The 18,758-nt window shown below is 68.3% G+C and carries 16 protein-coding genes and 1 pseudogene; 6 read left to right on the top strand and 11 right to left on the bottom strand.

The window, feature by feature from the left end:
• Nucleotides 1-201: 201 nt before the first annotated feature.
• A complete protein-coding gene (locus ABT061_RS05470; RefSeq protein ID WP_350912982.1) occupies nucleotides 202-1,359 on the bottom strand; it encodes an erythromycin esterase family protein in 1,158 nt (385 codons plus the stop codon).
• 91 nt (nucleotides 1,360-1,450) lie between these two features.
• Here ABT061_RS05470 and ABT061_RS05465 point away from each other — a divergent pair, with 91 nt between their 5' ends.
• The gene (locus tag ABT061_RS05465; RefSeq protein ID WP_350912981.1) at nucleotides 1,451-2,134 is read left to right on the top strand and encodes a TioE family transcriptional regulator; all 684 of its coding nucleotides are present in this window, start codon (nucleotides 1,451-1,453) and stop codon (nucleotides 2,132-2,134) included.
• A gap of 75 nt (nucleotides 2,135-2,209) precedes the next feature.
• On the opposite strand, the gene ABT061_RS05460 is transcribed toward ABT061_RS05465, so the two are convergent.
• Entirely contained in the window at nucleotides 2,210-2,983 is a 774-nt protein-coding gene (locus ABT061_RS05460) for an SDR family oxidoreductase (RefSeq protein WP_350912980.1), read from the bottom strand.
• 142 nt (nucleotides 2,984-3,125) lie between these two features.
• Between ABT061_RS05460 and ABT061_RS05455 the strand changes: the two genes are divergently transcribed.
• On the top strand, nucleotides 3,126-4,424 hold the full coding sequence (locus ABT061_RS05455; protein WP_350912978.1) for a DUF2252 domain-containing protein: 1,299 nt from the start codon (nucleotides 3,126-3,128) through the stop codon (nucleotides 4,422-4,424).
• A gap of 149 nt (nucleotides 4,425-4,573) precedes the next feature.
• On the opposite strand, the gene ABT061_RS05450 is transcribed toward ABT061_RS05455, so the two are convergent.
• From ABT061_RS05450 to ABT061_RS05430, 5 genes are read right to left on the bottom strand one after another with little or no spacing between them, the layout of a single operon-like run.
• Nucleotides 4,574-5,587, bottom strand: coding sequence for an ABC transporter ATP-binding protein (locus ABT061_RS05450; protein WP_350912975.1), 1,014 nt, complete (start codon nucleotides 5,585-5,587; stop codon nucleotides 4,574-4,576).
• Entirely contained in the window at nucleotides 5,584-6,564 is a 981-nt protein-coding gene (locus ABT061_RS05445; RefSeq protein WP_350912973.1) for an ABC transporter ATP-binding protein, read from the bottom strand. Before ABT061_RS05445 ends, ABT061_RS05450 begins: the two co-directional genes overlap by 4 nt.
• A complete protein-coding gene (locus ABT061_RS05440; protein ID WP_350912970.1) occupies nucleotides 6,561-7,442 on the bottom strand; it encodes an ABC transporter permease in 882 nt (293 codons plus the stop codon). Before ABT061_RS05440 ends, ABT061_RS05445 begins: the two co-directional genes overlap by 4 nt.
• Nucleotides 7,439-8,473, bottom strand: coding sequence for an ABC transporter permease (locus ABT061_RS05435; protein WP_350912968.1), 1,035 nt, complete (start codon nucleotides 8,471-8,473; stop codon nucleotides 7,439-7,441). Before ABT061_RS05435 ends, ABT061_RS05440 begins: the two co-directional genes overlap by 4 nt.
• Nucleotides 8,474-8,479: 6 nt before the next feature.
• Entirely contained in the window at nucleotides 8,480-10,339 is a 1,860-nt protein-coding gene (locus ABT061_RS05430; RefSeq protein ID WP_350912966.1) for an ABC transporter substrate-binding protein, read from the bottom strand.
• Between the two features lie 238 nt (nucleotides 10,340-10,577).
• On the opposite strand from ABT061_RS05430, the gene ABT061_RS05425 reads away from it, so the two are divergent.
• Complete coding sequence (locus ABT061_RS05425) at nucleotides 10,578-11,339, top strand: SDR family oxidoreductase (protein WP_350912964.1); 762 nt, start codon at nucleotides 10,578-10,580, stop codon at nucleotides 11,337-11,339.
• Between the two features lie 131 nt (nucleotides 11,340-11,470).
• Nucleotides 11,471-14,002 (top strand): M14 family zinc carboxypeptidase, encoded by a 2,532-nt coding sequence (locus ABT061_RS05420; RefSeq protein ID WP_350912962.1) that lies wholly within the window; start codon nucleotides 11,471-11,473, stop codon nucleotides 14,000-14,002.
• A 135-nt stretch (nucleotides 14,003-14,137) separates the two neighbouring features.
• On the opposite strand, the gene ABT061_RS05415 is transcribed toward ABT061_RS05420, so the two are convergent.
• Nucleotides 14,138-14,971, bottom strand: a complete 834-nt coding sequence (locus ABT061_RS05415; protein ID WP_350912960.1) for an ATP-grasp domain-containing protein — start codon at nucleotides 14,969-14,971, stop codon at nucleotides 14,138-14,140.
• Nucleotides 14,972-15,567: 596 nt separating this feature from the next.
• Between ABT061_RS05415 and ABT061_RS05410 the strand changes: the two genes are divergently transcribed.
• Nucleotides 15,568-16,119 carry a hypothetical protein gene (locus ABT061_RS05410; protein WP_350912958.1) on the top strand — a complete coding sequence of 184 codons (552 nt, stop codon included), beginning with the start codon at nucleotides 15,568-15,570 and terminating at the stop codon, nucleotides 16,117-16,119.
• 37 nt (nucleotides 16,120-16,156) lie between these two features.
• Here the strand turns inward: ABT061_RS05410 and ABT061_RS05405 are convergent.
• The 3 genes and pseudogenes from ABT061_RS05405 to ABT061_RS05395 all read right to left on the bottom strand — a co-directional run.
• Nucleotides 16,157-16,330: pseudogene (locus ABT061_RS05405) on the bottom strand (DUF397 domain-containing protein); the annotation flags it as partial.
• A 34-nt stretch (nucleotides 16,331-16,364) separates the two neighbouring features.
• On the bottom strand, nucleotides 16,365-16,559 hold the full coding sequence (locus tag ABT061_RS05400; protein ID WP_350912956.1) for a DUF397 domain-containing protein: 195 nt from the start codon (nucleotides 16,557-16,559) through the stop codon (nucleotides 16,365-16,367).
• 23 nt (nucleotides 16,560-16,582) lie between these two features.
• Nucleotides 16,583-16,768 carry a Scr1 family TA system antitoxin-like transcriptional regulator gene (locus ABT061_RS05395; RefSeq protein WP_350912954.1) on the bottom strand — a complete coding sequence of 62 codons (186 nt, stop codon included), beginning with the start codon at nucleotides 16,766-16,768 and terminating at the stop codon, nucleotides 16,583-16,585.
• A gap of 267 nt (nucleotides 16,769-17,035) precedes the next feature.
• On the opposite strand from ABT061_RS05395, the gene ABT061_RS05390 reads away from it, so the two are divergent.
• The gene (locus ABT061_RS05390; RefSeq protein WP_350912952.1) at nucleotides 17,036-18,124 is read left to right on the top strand and encodes a hypothetical protein; all 1,089 of its coding nucleotides are present in this window, start codon (nucleotides 17,036-17,038) and stop codon (nucleotides 18,122-18,124) included.
• Nucleotides 18,125-18,758: the final 634 nt, after the last annotated feature.

The raw sequence follows: 18,758 nt of genomic DNA, 5'->3' as shown, positions 1-18,758 counted from the left end.
GCCCGCTTGACCGCCCGGGAACGGAAGGCCGGTCAGGACAGGCCGCCGACATGGGAAGCCCTCGGTTTGCCGGCGCAGCCGGTTACCGTCGAAGCGGGCCGGCGACCAGCCCGCACAGCGGCGATCGCCTGGCGATCCCGGGCGCCGCCTTCGGTGATTGATGCGCGTGCGTGTCAGCAGAGCCTGACACGCACGCGCCGGTCAACCCAGCCTGACAGCCTGTTTGAGGAAGACGACACCGTCGATCATGTCGAGCTGGGCCGGGTCCAGCGGGAAATAGGCGAAATCGTGGGAGATGCGCGGGGCGGGCTTCGTGACGGCCTCGGCCAGGCGGCGGGCGTCGATGAGAGAGCGGTCCCACGGGAGCGTGGACAGGATGCCCTCGACGGTGTCCGGGGGCGGGGTGTCGTCGCCGACCGTGCCGAAGGCCGCGGCCAGGAAGGCGTACCGGTCGCCCAGGTGCGTTTCGGCGATCGCCCCCGCACTCCACCACTCCAACTGCTGGTCGCCGAACGACATGAGGCTCTTGTTCCGCTGCAGGTGGAGGTTGTGGGCGAAGACCAGGGCCGGGCCGCGCTCGGCGACGGCACGCAGGTTGGCGGCCATCATCGCGTCCCGCAGGCCCGACAGCCTGCCTATCCGGGCCGGGGAGGTGTCGGCCATCCAGGAGTGGTAGCGGAGCAGGCCGACGGCGGTGCGCCCGTACAGTGCCGCCCGATCCCTGTCCTCCGCGCTCAGCCGCGGCGCCTGCGTGTCGAGCAGCGCCACCAGGTCGTCGGCGATCAGGCGCAGCCGCTGGGCGTCGGCGGACCGGCCGATCGACTGGGACGGATCCATGACCGTGGCCTCGTTCGTCCACCGGTCGTCCGTGCCCAGCAGCGCGTCGAGGGTTTCCACGGTGCAGGGCAGCGGGCCGTCGAGGAGGGCGTAGAGGGCGGTGAGCGCCTGGCGCGGGCTCGCCGCCCAATACTCCAGAGGGCCGTCGAAACCGAAGAACCGAAGCTTTTCGTCATGCTCCTCGTTGTACGCCCGCATCCAGCGCACAAGCTCGCGGTTGGCCGGTGACGCGCCGAAGCCGTGGCTGAAGCCGCGCTCCATGACGTCATCGAGCGTGCCGGCGCCCGTCGTGATGTGGTCGTCGACCACGAGGCCCATGAGACAGTCGCTCTCGATGGCGAACGACCGGTAGCCCTCGTGCTCGACCAGATGCCGGAAGATCTCGTTGCGCAACTCGCCCAGCTCCCCCACGAAGTGCCTGGCCTCGCCCAGGCCGAGCAGCAGGGGTTTGGCGGGAAGCGACCGCAGGAACGCCGAGACGCCTGTGCCGTCGAACGGCCGGGCCGTGTCCTTGATATCCATACCTTTAACGGTATCGTTGAACCTCCGGTGTAAACTTTTCCGTGGAAATCCCCGCTCTTATCGCGACGAACCTTCAATCGGTGATGCATCCATGAGGCCAGTGGACCTGGCGCGCGAGCACGGCCTGTCCACCCAGGCGATCAGGAACTACGAGGACGCCGGCATCCTGCCCGCCGCCGAACGCACCGTCCACGGCTATCGCACCTATACGCCGCTGCACGCGCAGGCCTTGCGCGCGTTCCTCGCCCTCATGCCCGGGCACGGTCACCAGACGGCCACGTCGATCATGCAGGCGGTCAACCGGGGTGCCACCGAGGACGCGCTGCGGCTCATCGACGAGAGCCACGGCCAACTCCTCGACGACCGCCGCACCCTCCAAGCCGTCGAGGCCGCGCTCCGCGATCTGGCACCCGTGCCGCAGGAGCGCGGCGACACGTTCATCGGCCCGCTGGCCAGGAGGCTCGGCATCCGCCCTGCCACCCTGCGCAAATGGGAGAACGCCGGGCTGGTCCGGCCGCGCCGCGATCCGCAGACGGGCTACCGGATCTACAGCGCGGCCGACATACGGGACGTCCGGCTGACCCACCAGCTCAGGCGGGGCGGCTACCTGCTGGAGCAGATCGCCCCGCTGATCGCTCAGGTCCGCTCCGCCGGAGGCGTCGCCCCGCTGGAGTCGACCCTGCGCGACTGGCAGGCCCGTCTGTCCGCCCGGGGCCGCGCCATGCTCAAGGGCGCCGCCGACCTGGACGTGTACCTCTGCGCCCGCGAACCCTGAGGCCGAACACGGCACAGCGCAACAGCGGTCGCGACCGGGCGGGCGGCCGGGAGAGGCTCGCCTACATCCGCACCCTCAGCCGAGGCCGCCGTTGGCGTGGAGGTTCTGGCCGGTGAGCCAGCGGCCGTCGGGGCCCGCCAGGAAGGCCACGACGTCGGCGATGTCCGAGGGCTCGCCGAGGCGGCCGAGCGAGGTCATGCCCGCGACCTGGGCCAGGGCCGCCGCGGGGTTGGTGCCGCGCAGCAGATCGGTGTCCGTGGCACCGGGCGAGACCGTGTTGACGGTGATGCCCCGGCCGCCGAGCTCTCGGGCCGTGACGGCGGTCAGCTGTTCGAGCGCGCCCTTGCTCGCCGCGTAGGGGGCGATGCCGGGTGCCGGGCGGACGGTGTTGAGTGTGGAGATGTTGACGATGCGCCCGCCGTCGCGCATGTGCCTGGCGGCGTATCGGATGGTCAGGAAGACGGCTCTGGCGTTGACCGCCATGACGCGGTCGTACAGTTCCTCACCGGTCTCCGCGACGGGGGTCGGGGTGAAGCTCAGCGCGGCGTTGTTGACCAGGATGTCGAGGCCGCCGAGAAACTCCTCAGCGGTCTCCATCAGCCGCTCGGCGGCGCCCGGCTCCGCCAGGTCGGCCTGGACGGCGCGAGCGCTCCCGCCCGCCTCCTTGACCGTCCGCTCGACCTCGGCCGCGGCGCCGGCATCGCTCGCGTAGCTGAAGAGCACGTCCGCCCCGTCGCGGGCGAGGCGCTCCACGATCGCCCGGCCGATGCCCCGCGACCCCCCGGTGACCACCGCCGCCTTGCCCTCCAGCACCGCCATATCGACCTCCACTCCCCTCGCGGAACTCATCTCATCGTCGAATCTACGATCGCCCGGTGCGGCTGTCGACGCCCGCCACGCCGCGTGGGCCGTGCCCGGCCATTGGTGCGTTCCAGATCTGTAATCTCGGAGAACTGGCGGAGTTTCGGTTGTACGCCCTAGCGTGCGGACCATGACCATCGATGGGCGCTCGGCGCACATTCTCGACGTCCTGATCACCGAGTTCGGCGACTCCATGAAGCGCGATCCCGCCGCCTTCCGGCGCAAGTTCCGGAAGATGGCCGCCTCGCCGTTCGCCTTCTACCGGGGCAGCGCCTGCCTGTTCTACGCGGACATGACCGGCGAGTTCGCCGACGACGCCTTCCTGGACGACCAGACGAGGCGGGTCTGGATCCACGGCGACCTGCACGCCGAGAACTTCGGTACCTACATGAACGCCTCCGGCGTGCTGGTCTTCAACGTCAACGACTTCGACGAGGCCTACGTCGGACCGTACATCTGGGACCTGCGGCGGTTCTCGGCCAGCATCGCGCTCATCGGGTACGCCAAGGCGCTGTCCGACGACGTCATCACCGCCCTGGTGACCGAGTTCGCCGGCGCCTACCTCGCCGAGCTGACCGGCATCTCCGAGGGTGGGGACGACGCGATCGGCTCGCTGACCCTGGAGACCACCACCGGCGTGCTGCACCGGGTGCTGCAGCACGCCCGGCTGAACACCCGGGTGGCGCTGCTGGAGCTGGAGACCACCGTCGAGAACTTCGACCGCAGGTTCGCCGTCATGGACGGCCGCTACTCGGTCGACGAGGAGACCCGGCAGCTGGTGGAGGCGGCCTTCCAGGACTACCTGACGACCCTTCCCACCGTCTCGGCGGTCGAGCACAAGATCAAGGATTTCGCGCTCCGCACCGGCATCGGGATCGGCTCGGCCGGGCTGCCCTCGTACAACATGCTGCTTGAGGGCCACACCCAGGCCCTGGAGAACGACGTCATCCTCTACATGAAGCAGGCCCAGGTCCCGGCCGTGGCGCGGTACGTGACGGACGAGAAGGTGCACGGCTACTTCAAGCACCAGGGCCACCGCACCGCCGAATCGCAGCGGGCCCTGCAGGCGTACGCCGACCCGTGGCTCGGCTACACCACGCTGAACGGCGTCGGCCAGATGGTCGCCGAGGTCTCCCCCTACACCGCCGACCTGGACTGGGGCGACGTCAACGAGCCGGACGAGCTCGCCTCGGTGATTCGCGACCTGGGCCGGGCGGTGGCCAGGATGCACTCGGTGGCCGACGACGAGTCCAGCCACGACCTGGTCGACTTCTCCACCGAGGACGCGATCGTGGCCGTGATCGACGGCGACACCGAGGGCTTCACCCGCACCCTGGTCGACTTCGCGCACGCCTACGGGGCACGGGCCAGGGCCGACCACGGGCTCTTCGTCGACCTGTTCAGGAACGGCCTCCTCCCTGGCCTCTGAGCCCGGCCTGCCGGCCCGGCCCCCGAGAGCGGCCCCCGTGATCGGCCCCCGAGATCAGCCCCTGTGATCGGCCTCGGAAGCCGGGCTCCGGAACCGTTCTCCGTGAACGTCCTTCGGGAAGGGCCGCGCCCGGGGCCGGTCGCCTCATCTCACCGCCGCTCCGCCTCCGTTTCCGGCTCAGTTTCCGCCTCCGCCTCGCGCCGGGCGGAGCGGGCCTCGGCGTGGTGGCAGGCGACCTGGGCCCCGGCCGAGGAGGGCAGGACCGGCAGTTCCCCGGACGCGCACAGCCCTTCGACCCCCGCCTCGGCCGCCGCGCCCGAGGCCAGCACCTGGCAGCGCGGGTGGAAGCGGCAGCCGGCCGGGATCCGGGTGGGGTCCGGCGGCTCGCCGCCCAGCACCACGGGCGACCGCGACTCCGGCAGGACCGACAGCAGTGCCTGGGTGTACGGGTGCGAGGGCGAGGTGAGGATCCGCTCCACCGGCCCCGACTCGACGATCCTGCCGAGATACATCACCGCGACCCGGTCGGCGATGTTCCAGGCCAGCCCGAGGTCGTGGGTGACGACCAGGGCCGACAGGCCCAGCTCGGCGCGGAGGCGGAGCAGCAGGGCGAGGATCTCGCCGCGTACCGACGCGTCCAGCGAGGCCACCGGCTCGTCGGCGACCAGCACCCTGGGCTCCAGCGCGAGGGCTCCGGCGATGACGACGCGCTGGCGCTGGCCACCGGACAGCTCGTGCGGGTAGCGGTCGAAGAACCGTTCGGGAGGACGCAGCCCGGCCCTCGACAGAGCGGAGGCGACCAGGTCGCCCTCGCCGGGCAGGCGATGGATGCGCGGCCCCTCGGCCACCGCCTCGTAGACGGTGTGCCGGGGGTTGAGCGATCCGGTGGGGTCCTGGAGCACGAGCTGCACCTCGCGGCGGTGGGCCCGCAGGGCGCGCGACGAGTAGGCCAGCGGGACACCGCCGTAGCGGACCGACCCCGAGGTGGGCCGCTCCAGGCCGAGCAGGGTCCTGGCCAGTGTCGTCTTGCCGCAGCCGGACTCGCCGACCAGCGCGACGATCTCCCCCTCGCCCACGGCGAGGTTCACCCCGTCCACCGCGCGGGCGCGACGCCCGCGCGAGGCGAACTCCACCCGTACCTCCCGCGCTTCGAGCAGGGTCATCGGCTCTCCTCACTGACGTGGACGCACGCGGCGGTGTGCGGCGCTCCGATGCCGTCGCCCGCGGCCCGCAACTCGACCGGCTCCGACGCGCACGAGACGAGCGAGACCGGGCAGCGCGGGTGGAAGGAGCACCCCGCGGGCAGGTGCGCGGGGTCGGGCGGGTCACCGCCCAGTCCCCTGGGCGCCATCCTGGAGGCGGGGTCCCCGACGGTGGGGAACGCCTCGGCCAGCGCCCTGCTGTAGGGGTGCCGCCCGCCGGTGAAGACCTCGCGCGAGGGGCCGGACTCGACCACCCGGCCCGCGTACATGACCGCCAGCCGGTCGCACGTCGACGCCAGGACCGACAGGTCGTGGGAGATCATGACAAGGCCGATCCCGTGCTCGGCGATGAGCGAGCGGATCAGCGAGAGCACCTGCGCCTGGATCATCACGTCCAGCGCGGTGGTCGGCTCGTCGGCGATGATCAGGCGGGGTGAGCAGGCCAGCGCCATGGCGATCATCACCCGCTGGCGCTGGCCGCCGGAGAGCTCGTGCGGGTAGCCGCGCGCCCGCCAGGCCGGCAGGCCGACCTGCTCCAGCAGCTCCGCCACCCTGCGCCGCGCCTCGGCCCCGGCCGCCATGCCGTGCACCCGCAGCGGCTCGGCGATCTGGTCGCCGATCCGGCGCACCGGGTTCAGCGCGTGCTGGGCACCCTGGAAGACCAGCGAGGCCGAAGCCCACCGGACCGCGCGCAACCGCCCCCAGCTCATCGCCAGGACGTCCTCGCCGTCCAGCAGGATCTCCCCGGACACCAGCGCGTTCCTGGGCAGCAGCCGCAGCAGGGACATGGCCAGCGTCGACTTGCCCGACCCCGACTCCCCCGCCACGCCGAGGGCCTCACCGGCCTCCAGGCCGAGCGAGACGCCGCGCACGGCGGGCACGTCCCCGGCCTCGCCCCGGTAGGTCACCGCCAGGTCGCGCAGTTCGAGCAGGGTCACGAGGCTCCTCTCAGCCGCGGGTTGAGTACGGTCTCCAGGGCGCGCCCGCAGAGGGTGAACGCCAGGACCACCGCCACGATGCACAGGCCGGGCGACAGCACGTACCACCAGGCTCCCGAGGTGGCCGCGCCCCAGTCGTAGGAGCCGCGCAGCATGCTGCCCCACGAGACCTGGCCGGAGCCCGCGCCCAGGAAGGCGAGGGTGGACTCGGTGACGATGGCGCTGGCCACCATGAGCGTGGTGTTGGCCAGGACCAGCGGGGCGACGTTCGGCAGCACGTGCCGGGTCATGACGTGCCAGTGCCCGGCGCCCAGTGCCCTGGACCTCTCGATGTACGGCCTGGCCTCGACCGCCAGCGTCTGCGCCCGGATCAGCCTCGCCGTGGACGCCCAGGAGGTCACCCCGATCGCCAGGATGATCGTGGACGGGCCACCGCCGAGGATGGCCGCGAGCACCATGGCCAGGACCAGCGCGGGCAGCACCAGGAACCAGTCGGTGACGCGCATCAGCACGGCGGCGACCCAGCCCCGGAAGTGCCCGGCCGCGATGCCGAACACCGTGCCGATCACCATGCTGAGCAGCGCCGACATGAACCCGATGAGCAGCGAGACCCGCGCGCCCCACAGCAGCATGAGCGCCACCGAGCGGCCGGACTCGTCGGTGCCGAGCGGGAATTCCATGCTCGGCGGTGCCATCCTGGCGCCCGTCGCCCTCGTCACGTCCATCCCTGACGGGTCGGTGAGCAGCGGCGTGAGCAGGGCCGCCAGGACGGCGACCAGCAGGATCGCCGCCCCGTACAGCCCGGCTCGCTGCCTGGCGTACCGGCGGCAGAACCGCGCCAGAGCGGCGCGGCGGCGGGTGCGGGCGATCGTGCTCAAGCCGACCTCACCCTCGGGTCCAGGACGTGGTAGACCACGTCGGCCAGCGTGTTCATGACGATCACCGCGACGCAGACGAGCATGAAGGTGCCCTGCATGACGGCGTAGTCGGGTCCCCTGATCGCCTCGACGAACAGCAGCCCGAGACCGGGCCAGGAGTAGACGAACTCCACCGAGACCGCGCCGCCGACCACGAACCCGATCTGCATGAAGACCAGGGTCACCGTCGGCAGCAGCGCGTTCGGCACCGCGTGGCGGCGCCGGACGTCGTCGTCGCGCAGGCCCTTGGCGCGGGCGGTGGTCACGTAGTCCTGGCCGATCTCCTCCAGCAGCGAGGAGCGCATGACCAGCAGGTACTGCGCGTAGACGACGGCGACCAGGGTGAGGCAGGGCAGCACCAGGTGGTGGGCGACGTGCAGCAGGTAGAGCGGCCCGTCGGGGGCGTCGACATCCTCCATGCCCCGGGTGGGGAACAGGCCCGGTACCGGGCCGATCCCCGCGGCGAGAACCATGAGCAGCAGCAGTCCCAGCCAGAAGGTCGGCACCGACCACAGGGTCAGCGCGGTCCCGGTGGAGAGGCGGTCGAAGCGGCCGCCGTGGTGCCAGGCGGCCCTGGTGCCCTGCCACATGCCCAGGCCGACCGCGACGGCCAGCCCGGTGCCCACCAGCAGCAACGTCGGCCCCACCCGGTCGCCGATGAGCTCGGCGACCGGCCTGCGGTACTCGTACGAGGTGCCCAGGTCCAGCCGCAGGGTCCGGCCCACGAAGTCCAGGAACTGCGCGCCCAGCGGCCGATCCAGGCCCATCTGCCGTCTGAGCAGGGCGAGCTGTTCCGGGGTCACCGGCACGTCGCGGGTGTAGGCGATGGTGGGGTCGCCGGGGATCAGACGGAACAGGAAGAACGTGGCGACGATCACCAGTCCGATGCTGAGCAGTGCCCCGCCGAGCTTGACCAGCGCGTAGCGCGCCACGGCCCGGCGGGTACCGCCCTCCTCGGTGTCGCCCCTCGCCTGTTGCGGCGATGTGAGCATCGGCCGCTACTCGCGGTCGTCGGCGGCGGCGCGGCGGCGCCGCAGGAGGAGGAAGCCCCCGGCGCCGAGAACCACCACGACGGCCACCACGACGGCCACCACGGTGCCGCTTCCCGAACCGCTCCCGGCCGGGGCGGCGGCGCGCTCCACCGCACGCAGCGAGTAGACCGGCCAGTAGCTGCTCCCGCCGTACAGGATGCCCTTGTCCTCGGGGATCGGGGTGATGGAGGCGATCCGGTCCTTGCGGTAGCCCTCCAGGTTGTTGGGATAGTAGATCGCGACGACGGGGGCCTCGGTGTAGAGCCGCTCCTGCATCTGCTTGATCAGCTCGACCCGGGCGGGCCGGTCGAGTTCGGCCAGCTGCGCCTGGTAGAGCCTCTCGAACTCCTTGTCACAGAAGAACGACTCGGTGCCGCCGCCCTGCCCGCTCGCGGTGGGCCTGCGGCTGCACAGGTGGGTGGCCAGGATCTCCTCCGGGTCCGGGTTGACCGACCAGCCGCTGATCGCGATGTCGTAGAGCGCCGTGCTGCCCGTCTCCTCGGTGAACTTGTTGGAGTCGAGCCTGCGGGTGGTGAGCTGGATGCCGATGTCCTTCAGCCAGCCGGTGAGGAACTGGGCGATCTTGTCCTCGACGGGCTCGTCGGTGTGGATGCTGAAGCGCATCTCCAGCTTGCGCCCGCCGTCGGGCATGGTGCGAACGCCGTCTGCGCCCTTGGCGTAGCCGGCCTCGTCGAGGATGCGGTTGGCCTCCGCCAGGTCGAAGGTGACGGCCTTGTCACCCTCGGCCTTCCAGAAGAACTCCTGGTACATCGGCGGGATGATCGAACCGTCCGCCGGTACGGCGAGACCGTTCTGCGCCTGCTCGACGAGGGCTTTCTTGTCGATCGCGTGATGGATGGCCCGGCGCACCCTGACGTCCTTCAGCGCGGGGTGCCCGTCGCCGATCGGCTCGCCGCCGGCCGTCGCGGCGCCCGGGTTGAACTGCAGGTAGCTGGCCCTGCGGCCCTGGGTGTTCCACTGCGTGATGTTCACATCGCCCGCGAGGGCCTCGAACTGCGGGCCCTGCAGGCGGCCGATCCAGTCGATGTCGCCCTTCTTCAGACCGGCGATCGCCGCCTCGGGGTTCTCGTAGAAGATGACGTGCAGTTCGTCGATGCCGGGGGCGCCGCGCCAGTACGACGGATTGGCCTTGAGCCTCACATAGCCGTTCTTCTTGTGCTCGACGGCGATGTAGGGGCCGCTGCCGACGGCGGGGTAGGTCTCGTTCTCGTAGGTGCCGATGTCGGGGACGCTCTCCCAGACGTGCTTGGGCATGATCGGGATCGGCAGCTCCAGCATCGAGGCCTGGGGCTTCTTGGTCTTGATCACCAGGGTCCGGTCGTCGGACGCGGTCACGGTGTCGAAGTTCTCGACGGCGGGGCCGTTGGCCGTCTTGGCCCCGTCATCAGTCATGATCTTGTTGAAGGTCCACGCGGCGTCCTGGGCGGTGATGGGCCTGCCATCCGACCAGGTGGCTCCGGCACGCATGGTGAAGGTCCAGGTCAGCTTGTCCGGTGAGGTCTCCCACGACTCGGCGAGGTCGGGGCTGGGCTTCAGGGTCTTGGAATCGGGCACCGTGAGGAAGCCGTACATCCAGCGGTGGATCGACGTCGAGACCACCCGGACCGCCAGGAACGGGTTCATCGAGTCCATGCTCTGCGTCGCGCCCAGCCGGACGATCCTCTTCTCGGTCTGGGGTGCCCGCACGGCCGTCCCCTGGGAGGTCTGGGAGGTCTGGGCGGCAGAGGGTGATGCGTGCGCCACGAAAAGTGTCGCCATCGACAGCGCCAGGCTCAGCGCCGCCAGGCGCGTCCCCGTTCTGACCATGGTGTGCCCCACCTTCGGATCGGTGACTTATTGACAACGAAGGCACACCATACAAACGGCGCGTGTCAACGAGCGGTGGAAGATTGTTTCACTCTCGTTTTATTTACCGACATTATTTTTCACTCCCTTCGGCACGAATCGACACAAAGGGGCTTATGTGTCCCCGGGGGTTGCCGCGGAATGCTGGACCGACCGTCCGGTATGGACGAGGCGGTCGGGGTGCGGCATGCTACAGAACATGACTCTGTTCTCGGTGGAAGGCAAGATCGTCGTCGTCACCGGCGGCTCCAGGGGAATCGGCCGGATGATCGCGGCCGGGTTCGTCGACGCGGGAGCCACGGTCTACATCTCCTCCCGCAAGGCGGCCGAGGTCGAGAAAACCGCCGCGGAGCTGGGATGCACGGCCATCCCGGCCGACCTGTCCACCGAGGACGGGGTCTCCACCCTGTTCGAGGCGGTCGCGGAACGGGAGTCCCGGCTGGACGTGCTGGTCAACAATGCCGGGGCGACCTGGGGCGCGCCGCTGGAGGAATACCCCGAGCAGGCGTTCGACAAGCTCTGGGGGATCAACGTCAAGGGCGTGTTCTACCTGACCCAGCGGTTCCTGCCGCTGCTCCGCGCCGCCGCGAGCCCCGAGTCCCCGGCCAGGGTGATCAACATCGGCTCGGTGGACGGTATCCGGGTGCCCTCGATGGAGAACTACGCCTACTCCGCGGCCAAGGCGGCGGTGCACATGCTCACCCGGCACCTGTCCCAGCGGCTCGCCAAGGAGTCGATCACGGTCAACGCGATCGCCCCCGGGCCGTTCGAGTCGAAGATGATGGCCTTCGCGCTCCAGGACGAGAGGATGCGCGCGGCGGTCGCCTCCCACGTCCCGCTGGGCAGGATCGGCCACCCCGACGACATGGCGGGCACCGCGATCTTCCTGTCCTCGCGCGCCGGCGCCTACCTCACCGGGACCGTGATCCCGGTGGACGGCGGCATCTCCGGGCACGCGTAGCTCCCGGACTCTCCACCCACGACCGGATCATCCGCTCCTTCAATCACACTTTGCCCCAAAAGCACCATTCGTAACGCAAGTGTAAAATTTTACCTCTTGCTGTCATTTCTCACAGATGACAGCTTTACTTCATGCAGAAGCGCTTCAAGGTGGTGGCGCCGGCCGTTCTGGCCGTCGCCATCGCCCTCCCAGCCGGTGCCGCCCAGGCGGACCCCACTCCGGCCGCACCACCCGTGACCACCTGTGACGCCACCCAGACTCCCGCCGTCTACCACGGCAAGGTGCCGACGCCGAAGAGTGTCCTCGGCTTCGACCTTGGCGAGCGGGAGGTCACCTCGGCCGAGTCCGACACGCTGCTGACCGCGATCGACGCGGCCAGCGACCGGGTCGTCTCCGGCACCCTGGCCACCACCGCCCAGGGACGTCCGCTGAAGTACGCGATCGTCGGCACCCCGAAGAACATCCGGAACCTGCGCGCGATCGAGAACTCCATCAAGCGGCTGCGCGACCCCCTCACCCCCGCCCCCGCGGCGAAGGTCCTCGCCAGGAACACGCCCGCGATCCTGTGGGTCGCCGGAAACGTGCACGGCGGCGAGGAGAGCGGCACCGACGCGGCGCTGAAGACCCTCTACGACCTGGCCGGGCGGGACGACTGCGCGGCCAGGCGAATCCTGGACAACGCCGTCGTGGTGATCCTGCCGACACAGAACCCCGACGGCCGCGAGGCCGACACCAGGCGGAACGCCTACGCCTTCGACATGAACCGCGACTGGTTCGCGCGGACCCAGCCGGAGACCGACGGCAAGATCGAGCTGATGCGGAAGTATCCGCCGCAGCTCTTCATCGACGCCCACGAGATGGGCGGCACCGAGTACTTCTTCCCGCCGAACGCCGACCCGATCTACCACGACATCGCCGAGCCGACGGTCGACTGGATCAACAACACCTACGGCGCCGCGATGATCGGCGAGTTCACCAAGCGCGGGATCCCGTTCTTCAACCGCAGCGTCTACGACATGTTCTACATGGGCTACGGCGACACGGTCCCGGCAGGCGGGTTCAACGCGGCGGGCATGACCTTCGAGAAGGGCAACGCCTCCCCGATCGCGGCCCGGACCTTCGAGCAGTGGCTCACCCAGTGGGTCTCGCTCTCGGCGGCGGCGGCCAAGAAGACCGAGATCCTCACCACCTGGCACGGCATGTACGCCGACGCCCTCAAGCAGGGGACCGAAGGCCACCTGGAGCCGAACCAGGTCTACAACCCGGGCCACGAGGTCATCACCCAGGTGCCCGACCGGAAGGTGCGCCACTACTTCCTGCGCGCCGACGACCCGGCCAAGAAGGCGGAGACCGACCTCGTCGTGCGGCGGCTCCAGCGGATGGACGTCCAGGTGTACAAGCTGGCCACGCCGCTGACGGTCAAGGACTTCAAGGCGTACGGCAGGCCCGAGGCGAAGACCACCCTGCCCAAGGGCACCTACTGGATCCCGCTGGCCCAGGCGCAGAAGCACTGGGTCCAGTCCATGCTGAACGAGGACACCTACACCCCGTTCCCCTACTTCTATGACGTGACCGCGTGGAGCCTGCCGCTGCTCGGCAACGTCTCCGGCGGCTCCTCGGGCCAGGTGCTGCTGCCCGCCGCGACGCCGGTGCAGGCGGTGGACGCCCCCTCGGTCAAGGTCACCACCTCCCGCAAGATCGGAGTCCTGCAGCTGTCCGGTGGCACCGCGCAGAACGCGGCCGAGTCCTCCGGCTGGCTCCGCCACCGTCTGGACCGCGACTGGAAGCTGTCCTACCAGGTGCTCACGCCGGCCGACGTCGCCGCGGGCAAGCTGGGCGGGCTGGACGTGCTGCTCGTACCGGACGGCTCGTCCAACTCGGCGAACAACGCCCTCGGCGAGGCCGGGCGCGCGGCGCTGCGTGACTGGGTCGGCGGCGGCGGGCGCTACGTCGGCTGGGCGGGCGGCGCCCGGCTGGCCGCCCTGGCCGGTGTCTCCAGCGTGACGCTGACCGAGCCGACCTCGGACATCCCCGGCACGCTCCTCCGGACGAACGTGGCCCAGGGGCCGCTGAGCAAGGACGTCGGGTCGAGCGTCATGCAGTTCTACGCGTACGACCTGGTCATGCGGGCCTCGAACCCCTCGCACGTGGTGACCTCCTACCCGGCCGCCGACTCGCCCGACTGGTTCCTGTCCGGTTTCGCGCTGGGCGCCGAGGAACTCGCCGGAACGGCGGCGGTGGTCGACGAGCCGGTGGGCACCGGCCACGCGGTGCTGTTCGCCGCCGAGCCGAACTTCCGTGCCTTCAGCGACGGCACGGCGAAGATCGTCGCCAACGCGATCACCGCCGACCTGCCGTCCGCCTCGGCGCGGGCGCGGACGCTCGCCCCGGCCCCGGACGCCTCGCAGGCCGCCGCGGCCATCCCGGAGCACGAGTCACCGCTCCGGGTCACGGTTCCCGCCTCCGACCGTGACAAGGCCGCCGCGGCGCTGAACGGCTTCGGCGCCACCTGGACCGAGCAGGCCGCTTCCGGCGGCACGGTCCGGTTCGTCGTGGCCAACCCCGAGGGTCTCGACGCGCACGAGCACCCCTGGGCGCGGAAGGTCCCCGACGCGCTGCGTGCCGCGGGGGTCTCTCCGCTCGCGGTGGTGCTGCCGCAGTAATCCGGTACGGCGCGCGTCCCTTCGCGGGGCGCGCGCCGTTTCCGGTGCGTCTCTGTGGGCCTGCTTTACGGGCCTGTTCTCTGCGGGCTTGTTTTCTGCAAGCTTGTTCTTTGTGAGCCTGTTCTCCGCGGGGCGTCAGATCGCCTTGGCCAGGGCGGTCGCCAGGTTGGCGGCGGCGCCGGGCGCGTAGCTCAGGAACAGGTAGGGCTCGGTGAGCTCGATCTCGATGAGGACCGGGCTGCCGTCGGCCAGCCGGACCAGGTCCACCCGGGCGTAGAGCAGTTCGGGAAACTCGCCGAGTACCTGCTCGGCCAGGGCGAACTGGTCGGGCTCGGGGGTGCGAAGCTCCCCGTGGTCGTTGCCCTGTCCCGGCTTGCTGGCACTCTCGGTCAGCATCGGGTTGCGCCGGACGGCGTGGCTGAACCTGCCGCCGAAGTAGAGCATCGAGGTCTCCCCCTCGCCCTCGACCATGTCCAGGTACGGCTGGATCATCGCGGTCCGCCCGTTGGCGGCCAGCTTGGCGGCGTGTTCCTCGGCCTGTTCGCGGTCCGCTGTCCTGATCGTGTCGCGGGCTCCGGCCGAGATCGACGGCTTGACCACGTACTCGTCGAGGAGCGGGAGGTTCGCGGCCTCGCCCGGCGCGACCCAGGAGGTGGGGATGATCGGCGCCTTCAGGTCTTTCAGATAGACCTTGTCGGTGTTGCGTTCCAGCACGGCGGCCGGGTTGAACAACCGGGTGACGGACTCGACGTGACGGGCCCAGTCGAGGAACTCCGTCCGCCTCGTCACATAGTCCCAGGGGGTACGGACCACGACGGCGTCGAACCCGGCCCAGTCGACTTCGGGATCGTCCCAGCGCACGATGTGGCCGGTGATTCCCACCTCGGCCCAGGCCGCGACGACGATTCCCTGCTCGTCGTCGAGCTTGTCCGGGTCCGCGAAGGTCACGTACGCCGCAGAAACGCCCATGAGGTATCCCTTTATGTCATCACCAATTAGACATAAGGCACCTTACCTAAAGTCATCTGTTCGACTTGGGGCGGCACCTGTGGTGTCGCGTTCCCTAGCCCGCTGTCGCTTGATCGGGTGTTCCCACGCCGTCACGGGCGATCGGGCGTGCGCGCTCCGGTGGGTGGGTGCTCCGGCCGGCCGTCTCAGTCGCTCTCTGGTGTTTCAGGCCTCCGGCCTGCTCGGGCGCGGTGGTTGCGGGCTTTCATACGCCGGCCGGAGCACCCACCCACCTCCGCGCCTTCCACCCCGCCGTGCGGCGTGCGAACCGTAGTCGCTCACTCCCCGACCGCTCAGTGGGCTGTCCGATGCTGAAGCTCTCGCGACGAGACCGCTCAGGCTGATCGCCGTAGCTGACGCGTGTCTCTCCGACACAGCGCAGGGTCGATGCCGTGAGGAACGGAAGCCGGATCGTTCCCAGAAACCCGCAAGTCAGCTCCAAGACGATCTTCAGTGCCGCCCGCAACCTTGTCCCCAGACCTGATGGCGTGAGCTGTCGGCGCATGCGCTCTCAGTGCATATCGGACGAAGCGGAACGCGAACCGGAGGACATGGAGATGTACAAGAAGGCCCTGACCGTCGCGATGGCGGCGGCCGTCCTGTCCACGCCGGCCCCGGCACCCGCGTCTGCGGCTCCGACAATCGAGACCATCTTCGGACCCGCCATCACCCTCAGGGAACCGGACAGCACCTTCGTCTGCTCAGCCGGAGAGGTGCTGATCGACCGCGCCCACTGGGGGGACGAGAACGGCTGGACCCGCTACCGGTGCGGCCAGATCCGCATCGACGGTGAAGCGGTCACCGTGCAGACCGGAAATTGGAGCTACGGCATGAAGGAGAGCAACTCGTACTTCTCCGCCTCTGCCGATCAGGTCCTCATCGGCAGGAGGCATCAGGGCGACGAGAACGGTCTGACGTGGTACCTCGTCGGCACGCTGCACTGGCGCGGAAGTCAGGTGCGGATCACCTCCCGGCAGTGGACCGCGGCCATGACGGAGAGCAACCACTCCTCGCAGGCGTTCGCCCCTCTGGTCATGACCGGCCGCCGGCACCAGGGGGATGAGAACGGTCGCACCTTCTACGAGTACAGCAGGGTCACCGCCGGCTGAGGCCTCCCGCCCGCACAGGCCGTGTGACGCACAAACCTCAGGCCTGCGCGTGCCCAGGCCCCGAGGTCATGTGCCGCGCCGCCCTCCGGGCAGTCCAAGGCGAGAAGACCAACGCGGGGCCGTGTGGGTTTTTACTGTCGCGGACGGCCACGATGCCGGTGAGGTTGCCGGCCACCTCGACGCACCGGCCGTTGCCACCACTGCGGCTGCTCTTGCGCCATGCGGAAGGCTGGTGGCGCCGTGGTCTACGCGCCGTTTTTCAGGTCTGCTACGAATGCCGCCCAGGTGTTACGGGCAAAGACGAGCCTGGGCCCCTCGGGGTCCTTGGAATCCCGGACGGCTACGGCATCGCCCAGGTCTGCGACTTCGACGCAGTCTCCATTGGCTCCGCTAAACGAACTCTTCCGCCAGGCGGCGGTCTGGTCTACTGGGTCGGACATCGCGCGGCCCTTCCGCTGGACACTCACACCAGGTTGTTTGATGCGTTCATCAGCATAACCGCCGTATCCGCCGGACTGAGTGCCGCTGCTCTGAGGTAGTCGAACACCGCGACGTAGCGTCGGACGTCAGCGGCGTCCTCCAGGTACAGCCCGCTGGACATGTTCTCCAGATAGATGACGTCCAGGTCGCTCGGAGCAGGAAAGCCCACGATAATCCTCTTTTCTCCCGATGAAGGCAGTTGGCGAGACTACGGTGGCCTCCATGGCGACACCCAAGAGCGCGATGGTCTTGTCCGGCAACCGGTCGTTCATCGATCGGTGATCTGCTCGCCCAAGCGGATGCGCAGGTCGCCGCCGACTACATCGAACGAATCACCGCAGGACCTGACCTCGTACGGAGTCAAGGTAACTCGCCGTCAGCCAGGCGAGCGCGGCGGCGGGCGATACCAGTGGATCACTGCCGGCAGGGCGCAGGCGTGATCGTGGAGCCCGGCCTCGCAGGTGAAGACAAGGCGACCAGAGCGCGCATGACCAACGCGGCCACCTCGTCCGGCGACGATTCATGGTGCTGGACACGGGTGTCCAGCACCATGATTTTAAAATGGGGCTTCATGATAAGAGATTTATCGAGAACATGGCGATTTCTGTCTTTCTCGACATTGACTGTTTTTCTTTTGAGTGGCTGTTCTGCATTCAACTTCGACACATGGCACGGCAAGCAAGGGGTGACTCAAAGCAATTATCCACCTTTTGATTCGATGGAAGATTTCACATTGCCGATGGATGTTTATGATTTGGACAATGTTCGGCGCGCGTATGTACAGGAAGCTCGCTTCAAGGTTCTGGGATCCTGTCTAAAAAAGTTTGGATTCACGATGCCGAAGCATGATGTAACACCTATACGGTATCCAAAGAATGCCGCCTACCTGGGTTGGCTGGGCGAGAAAGACGTCGCGCACTACGGCTACCTCGGGCCGAAAAATCAAGGCGCTGAAGAGTTTGCCGCTCTCGACGGGCTTCGCGCGTTCGTGATTCCGGCTGAGCAGGATGCCGCGCATTCAGGGCACAGCACTTCGAGAGTCAATGGAATCAAGGTTCCCAAGATGGGATGTGCGGGCGAAGCCGAGCGAGCGCTCAACGCTGGAGCAACCGGCCTGGACGGAACCAAGCTTGTTAAAGAATACGACTTCAAACGGCTGCACTCTCTGATGGAGGACGCAGCTGTAATAGGTTTTAAGGATAAGCGGATCGCCGAAGCCGCAGTGTGGTGGAGTGGCTGCATGAAGAGCAAAGGATTCTCGTACAAGGAGCCGTTCGAGGCTCAAAGTGACCCACGTTGGCAGGCGGGAGACTCTGGTCGCGGCCGCCGTACCGTGAGCACGCTAGAGATCAAGACCGCTGTTGCTGATGAGCAGTGCCGACTGCAAGTTAACTACAGCGGTGTTAGGCGGGCCGCTTATGTCGATGCCCAAAACGCGATTATTATAAAGAATCGAGATTTGCTTCAAAGGCTGACGAATTTGATGGAAACGCGATACGCTAACGCTACCGAGATCCTCGAATGACGCTGGTGAACGAAGAGAGTGCGCGCATTCAATCGCTGCAGTGTGGTAGCGAGTGATGATCTGTGAGTTATCGCCGCTGGGCCGCCATGTCGTGTATGACTCTGCTTGTGGCTGGCACCGTCTATGCGCATGGGCTCTGGAACGGTGAATTCGCGACACTTCTCCCACTCAGTGAGTGCTGCAGTAGCAAGCCTTTGGGCTCCCCGCCTGTTTCCTGGACATGGTTCCCGCTCCGGCATCTCTGTCATTGGGAAGATGGAACGACAAGCGATCTGGTGCCGACCTACGTCAATCCAGTGTTAGTGACGTCTCTGACGGCGACTGTCGCCTTTACGGTCATGGCCGTCCGAGCACGGAGACGGAAATGATGATTCTCAACCATCGCTTCTCTGGTCAAAGGCGTGCCAGTGACACTTTGATCCGGTGGCCGTCCGGTGACCAAGTGGGTGCGGGTGGGAAGGTGCGTGGGGTTACCGGCCCCGACTCATCGGCGCGGACGACGACCGCGTTCTGCGGCGGGGGTATAACGATTGCGTCGAATACTTTACCGATATTCATGACGCCATCAAGGCATTCGGCGGCAACGTCAAGAAGCGCAACTTAGGTTAACAAAAGGAGCACTCGTGTCCGCCCC

The organism is Streptosporangium sp. NPDC002544, assembly GCF_040295965.1.
Lineage (GTDB): Bacteria > Actinomycetota > Actinomycetes > Streptosporangiales > Streptosporangiaceae > Streptosporangium.
This window is presented reverse-complemented; position numbering and strand designations above follow the sequence as displayed.

What these genes read in the sequence shown, in the direction of transcription:
- ABT061_RS05410 (WP_350912958.1), top strand. Translation starts at nt 15,568, where the DNA reads ATGTACAAGAAGGCCCTGACCGTCGCGATGGCGGCGGCCGTCCTGTCC.
- ABT061_RS05425 (WP_350912964.1), top strand. Translation starts at nt 10,578, where the DNA reads ATGACTCTGTTCTCGGTGGAAGGCAAGATCGTCGTCGTCACCGGCGGC.
- ABT061_RS05455 (WP_350912978.1), top strand. Translation starts at nt 3,126, where the DNA reads ATGACCATCGATGGGCGCTCGGCGCACATTCTCGACGTCCTGATCACC.
- ABT061_RS05435 (WP_350912968.1), bottom strand. Translation starts at nt 8,473, where the DNA reads ATGCTCACATCGCCGCAACAGGCGAGGGGCGACACCGAGGAGGGCGGT.
- ABT061_RS05470 (WP_350912982.1), bottom strand. Translation starts at nt 1,359, where the DNA reads ATGGATATCAAGGACACGGCCCGGCCGTTCGACGGCACAGGCGTCTCG.
- ABT061_RS05460 (WP_350912980.1), bottom strand. Translation starts at nt 2,983, where the DNA reads ATGAGTTCCGCGAGGGGAGTGGAGGTCGATATGGCGGTGCTGGAGGGC.
- ABT061_RS05400 (WP_350912956.1), bottom strand. Translation starts at nt 16,559, where the DNA reads ATGTCCGACCCAGTAGACCAGACCGCCGCCTGGCGGAAGAGTTCGTTT.
- ABT061_RS05450 (WP_350912975.1), bottom strand. Translation starts at nt 5,587, where the DNA reads ATGACCCTGCTCGAAGCGCGGGAGGTACGGGTGGAGTTCGCCTCGCGC.
- ABT061_RS05430 (WP_350912966.1), bottom strand. Translation starts at nt 10,339, where the DNA reads ATGGTCAGAACGGGGACGCGCCTGGCGGCGCTGAGCCTGGCGCTGTCG.
- ABT061_RS05415 (WP_350912960.1), bottom strand. Translation starts at nt 14,971, where the DNA reads ATGGGCGTTTCTGCGGCGTACGTGACCTTCGCGGACCCGGACAAGCTC.
- ABT061_RS05465 (WP_350912981.1), top strand. Translation starts at nt 1,451, where the DNA reads ATGAGGCCAGTGGACCTGGCGCGCGAGCACGGCCTGTCCACCCAGGCG.
- ABT061_RS05420 (WP_350912962.1), top strand. Translation starts at nt 11,471, where the DNA reads ATGCAGAAGCGCTTCAAGGTGGTGGCGCCGGCCGTTCTGGCCGTCGCC.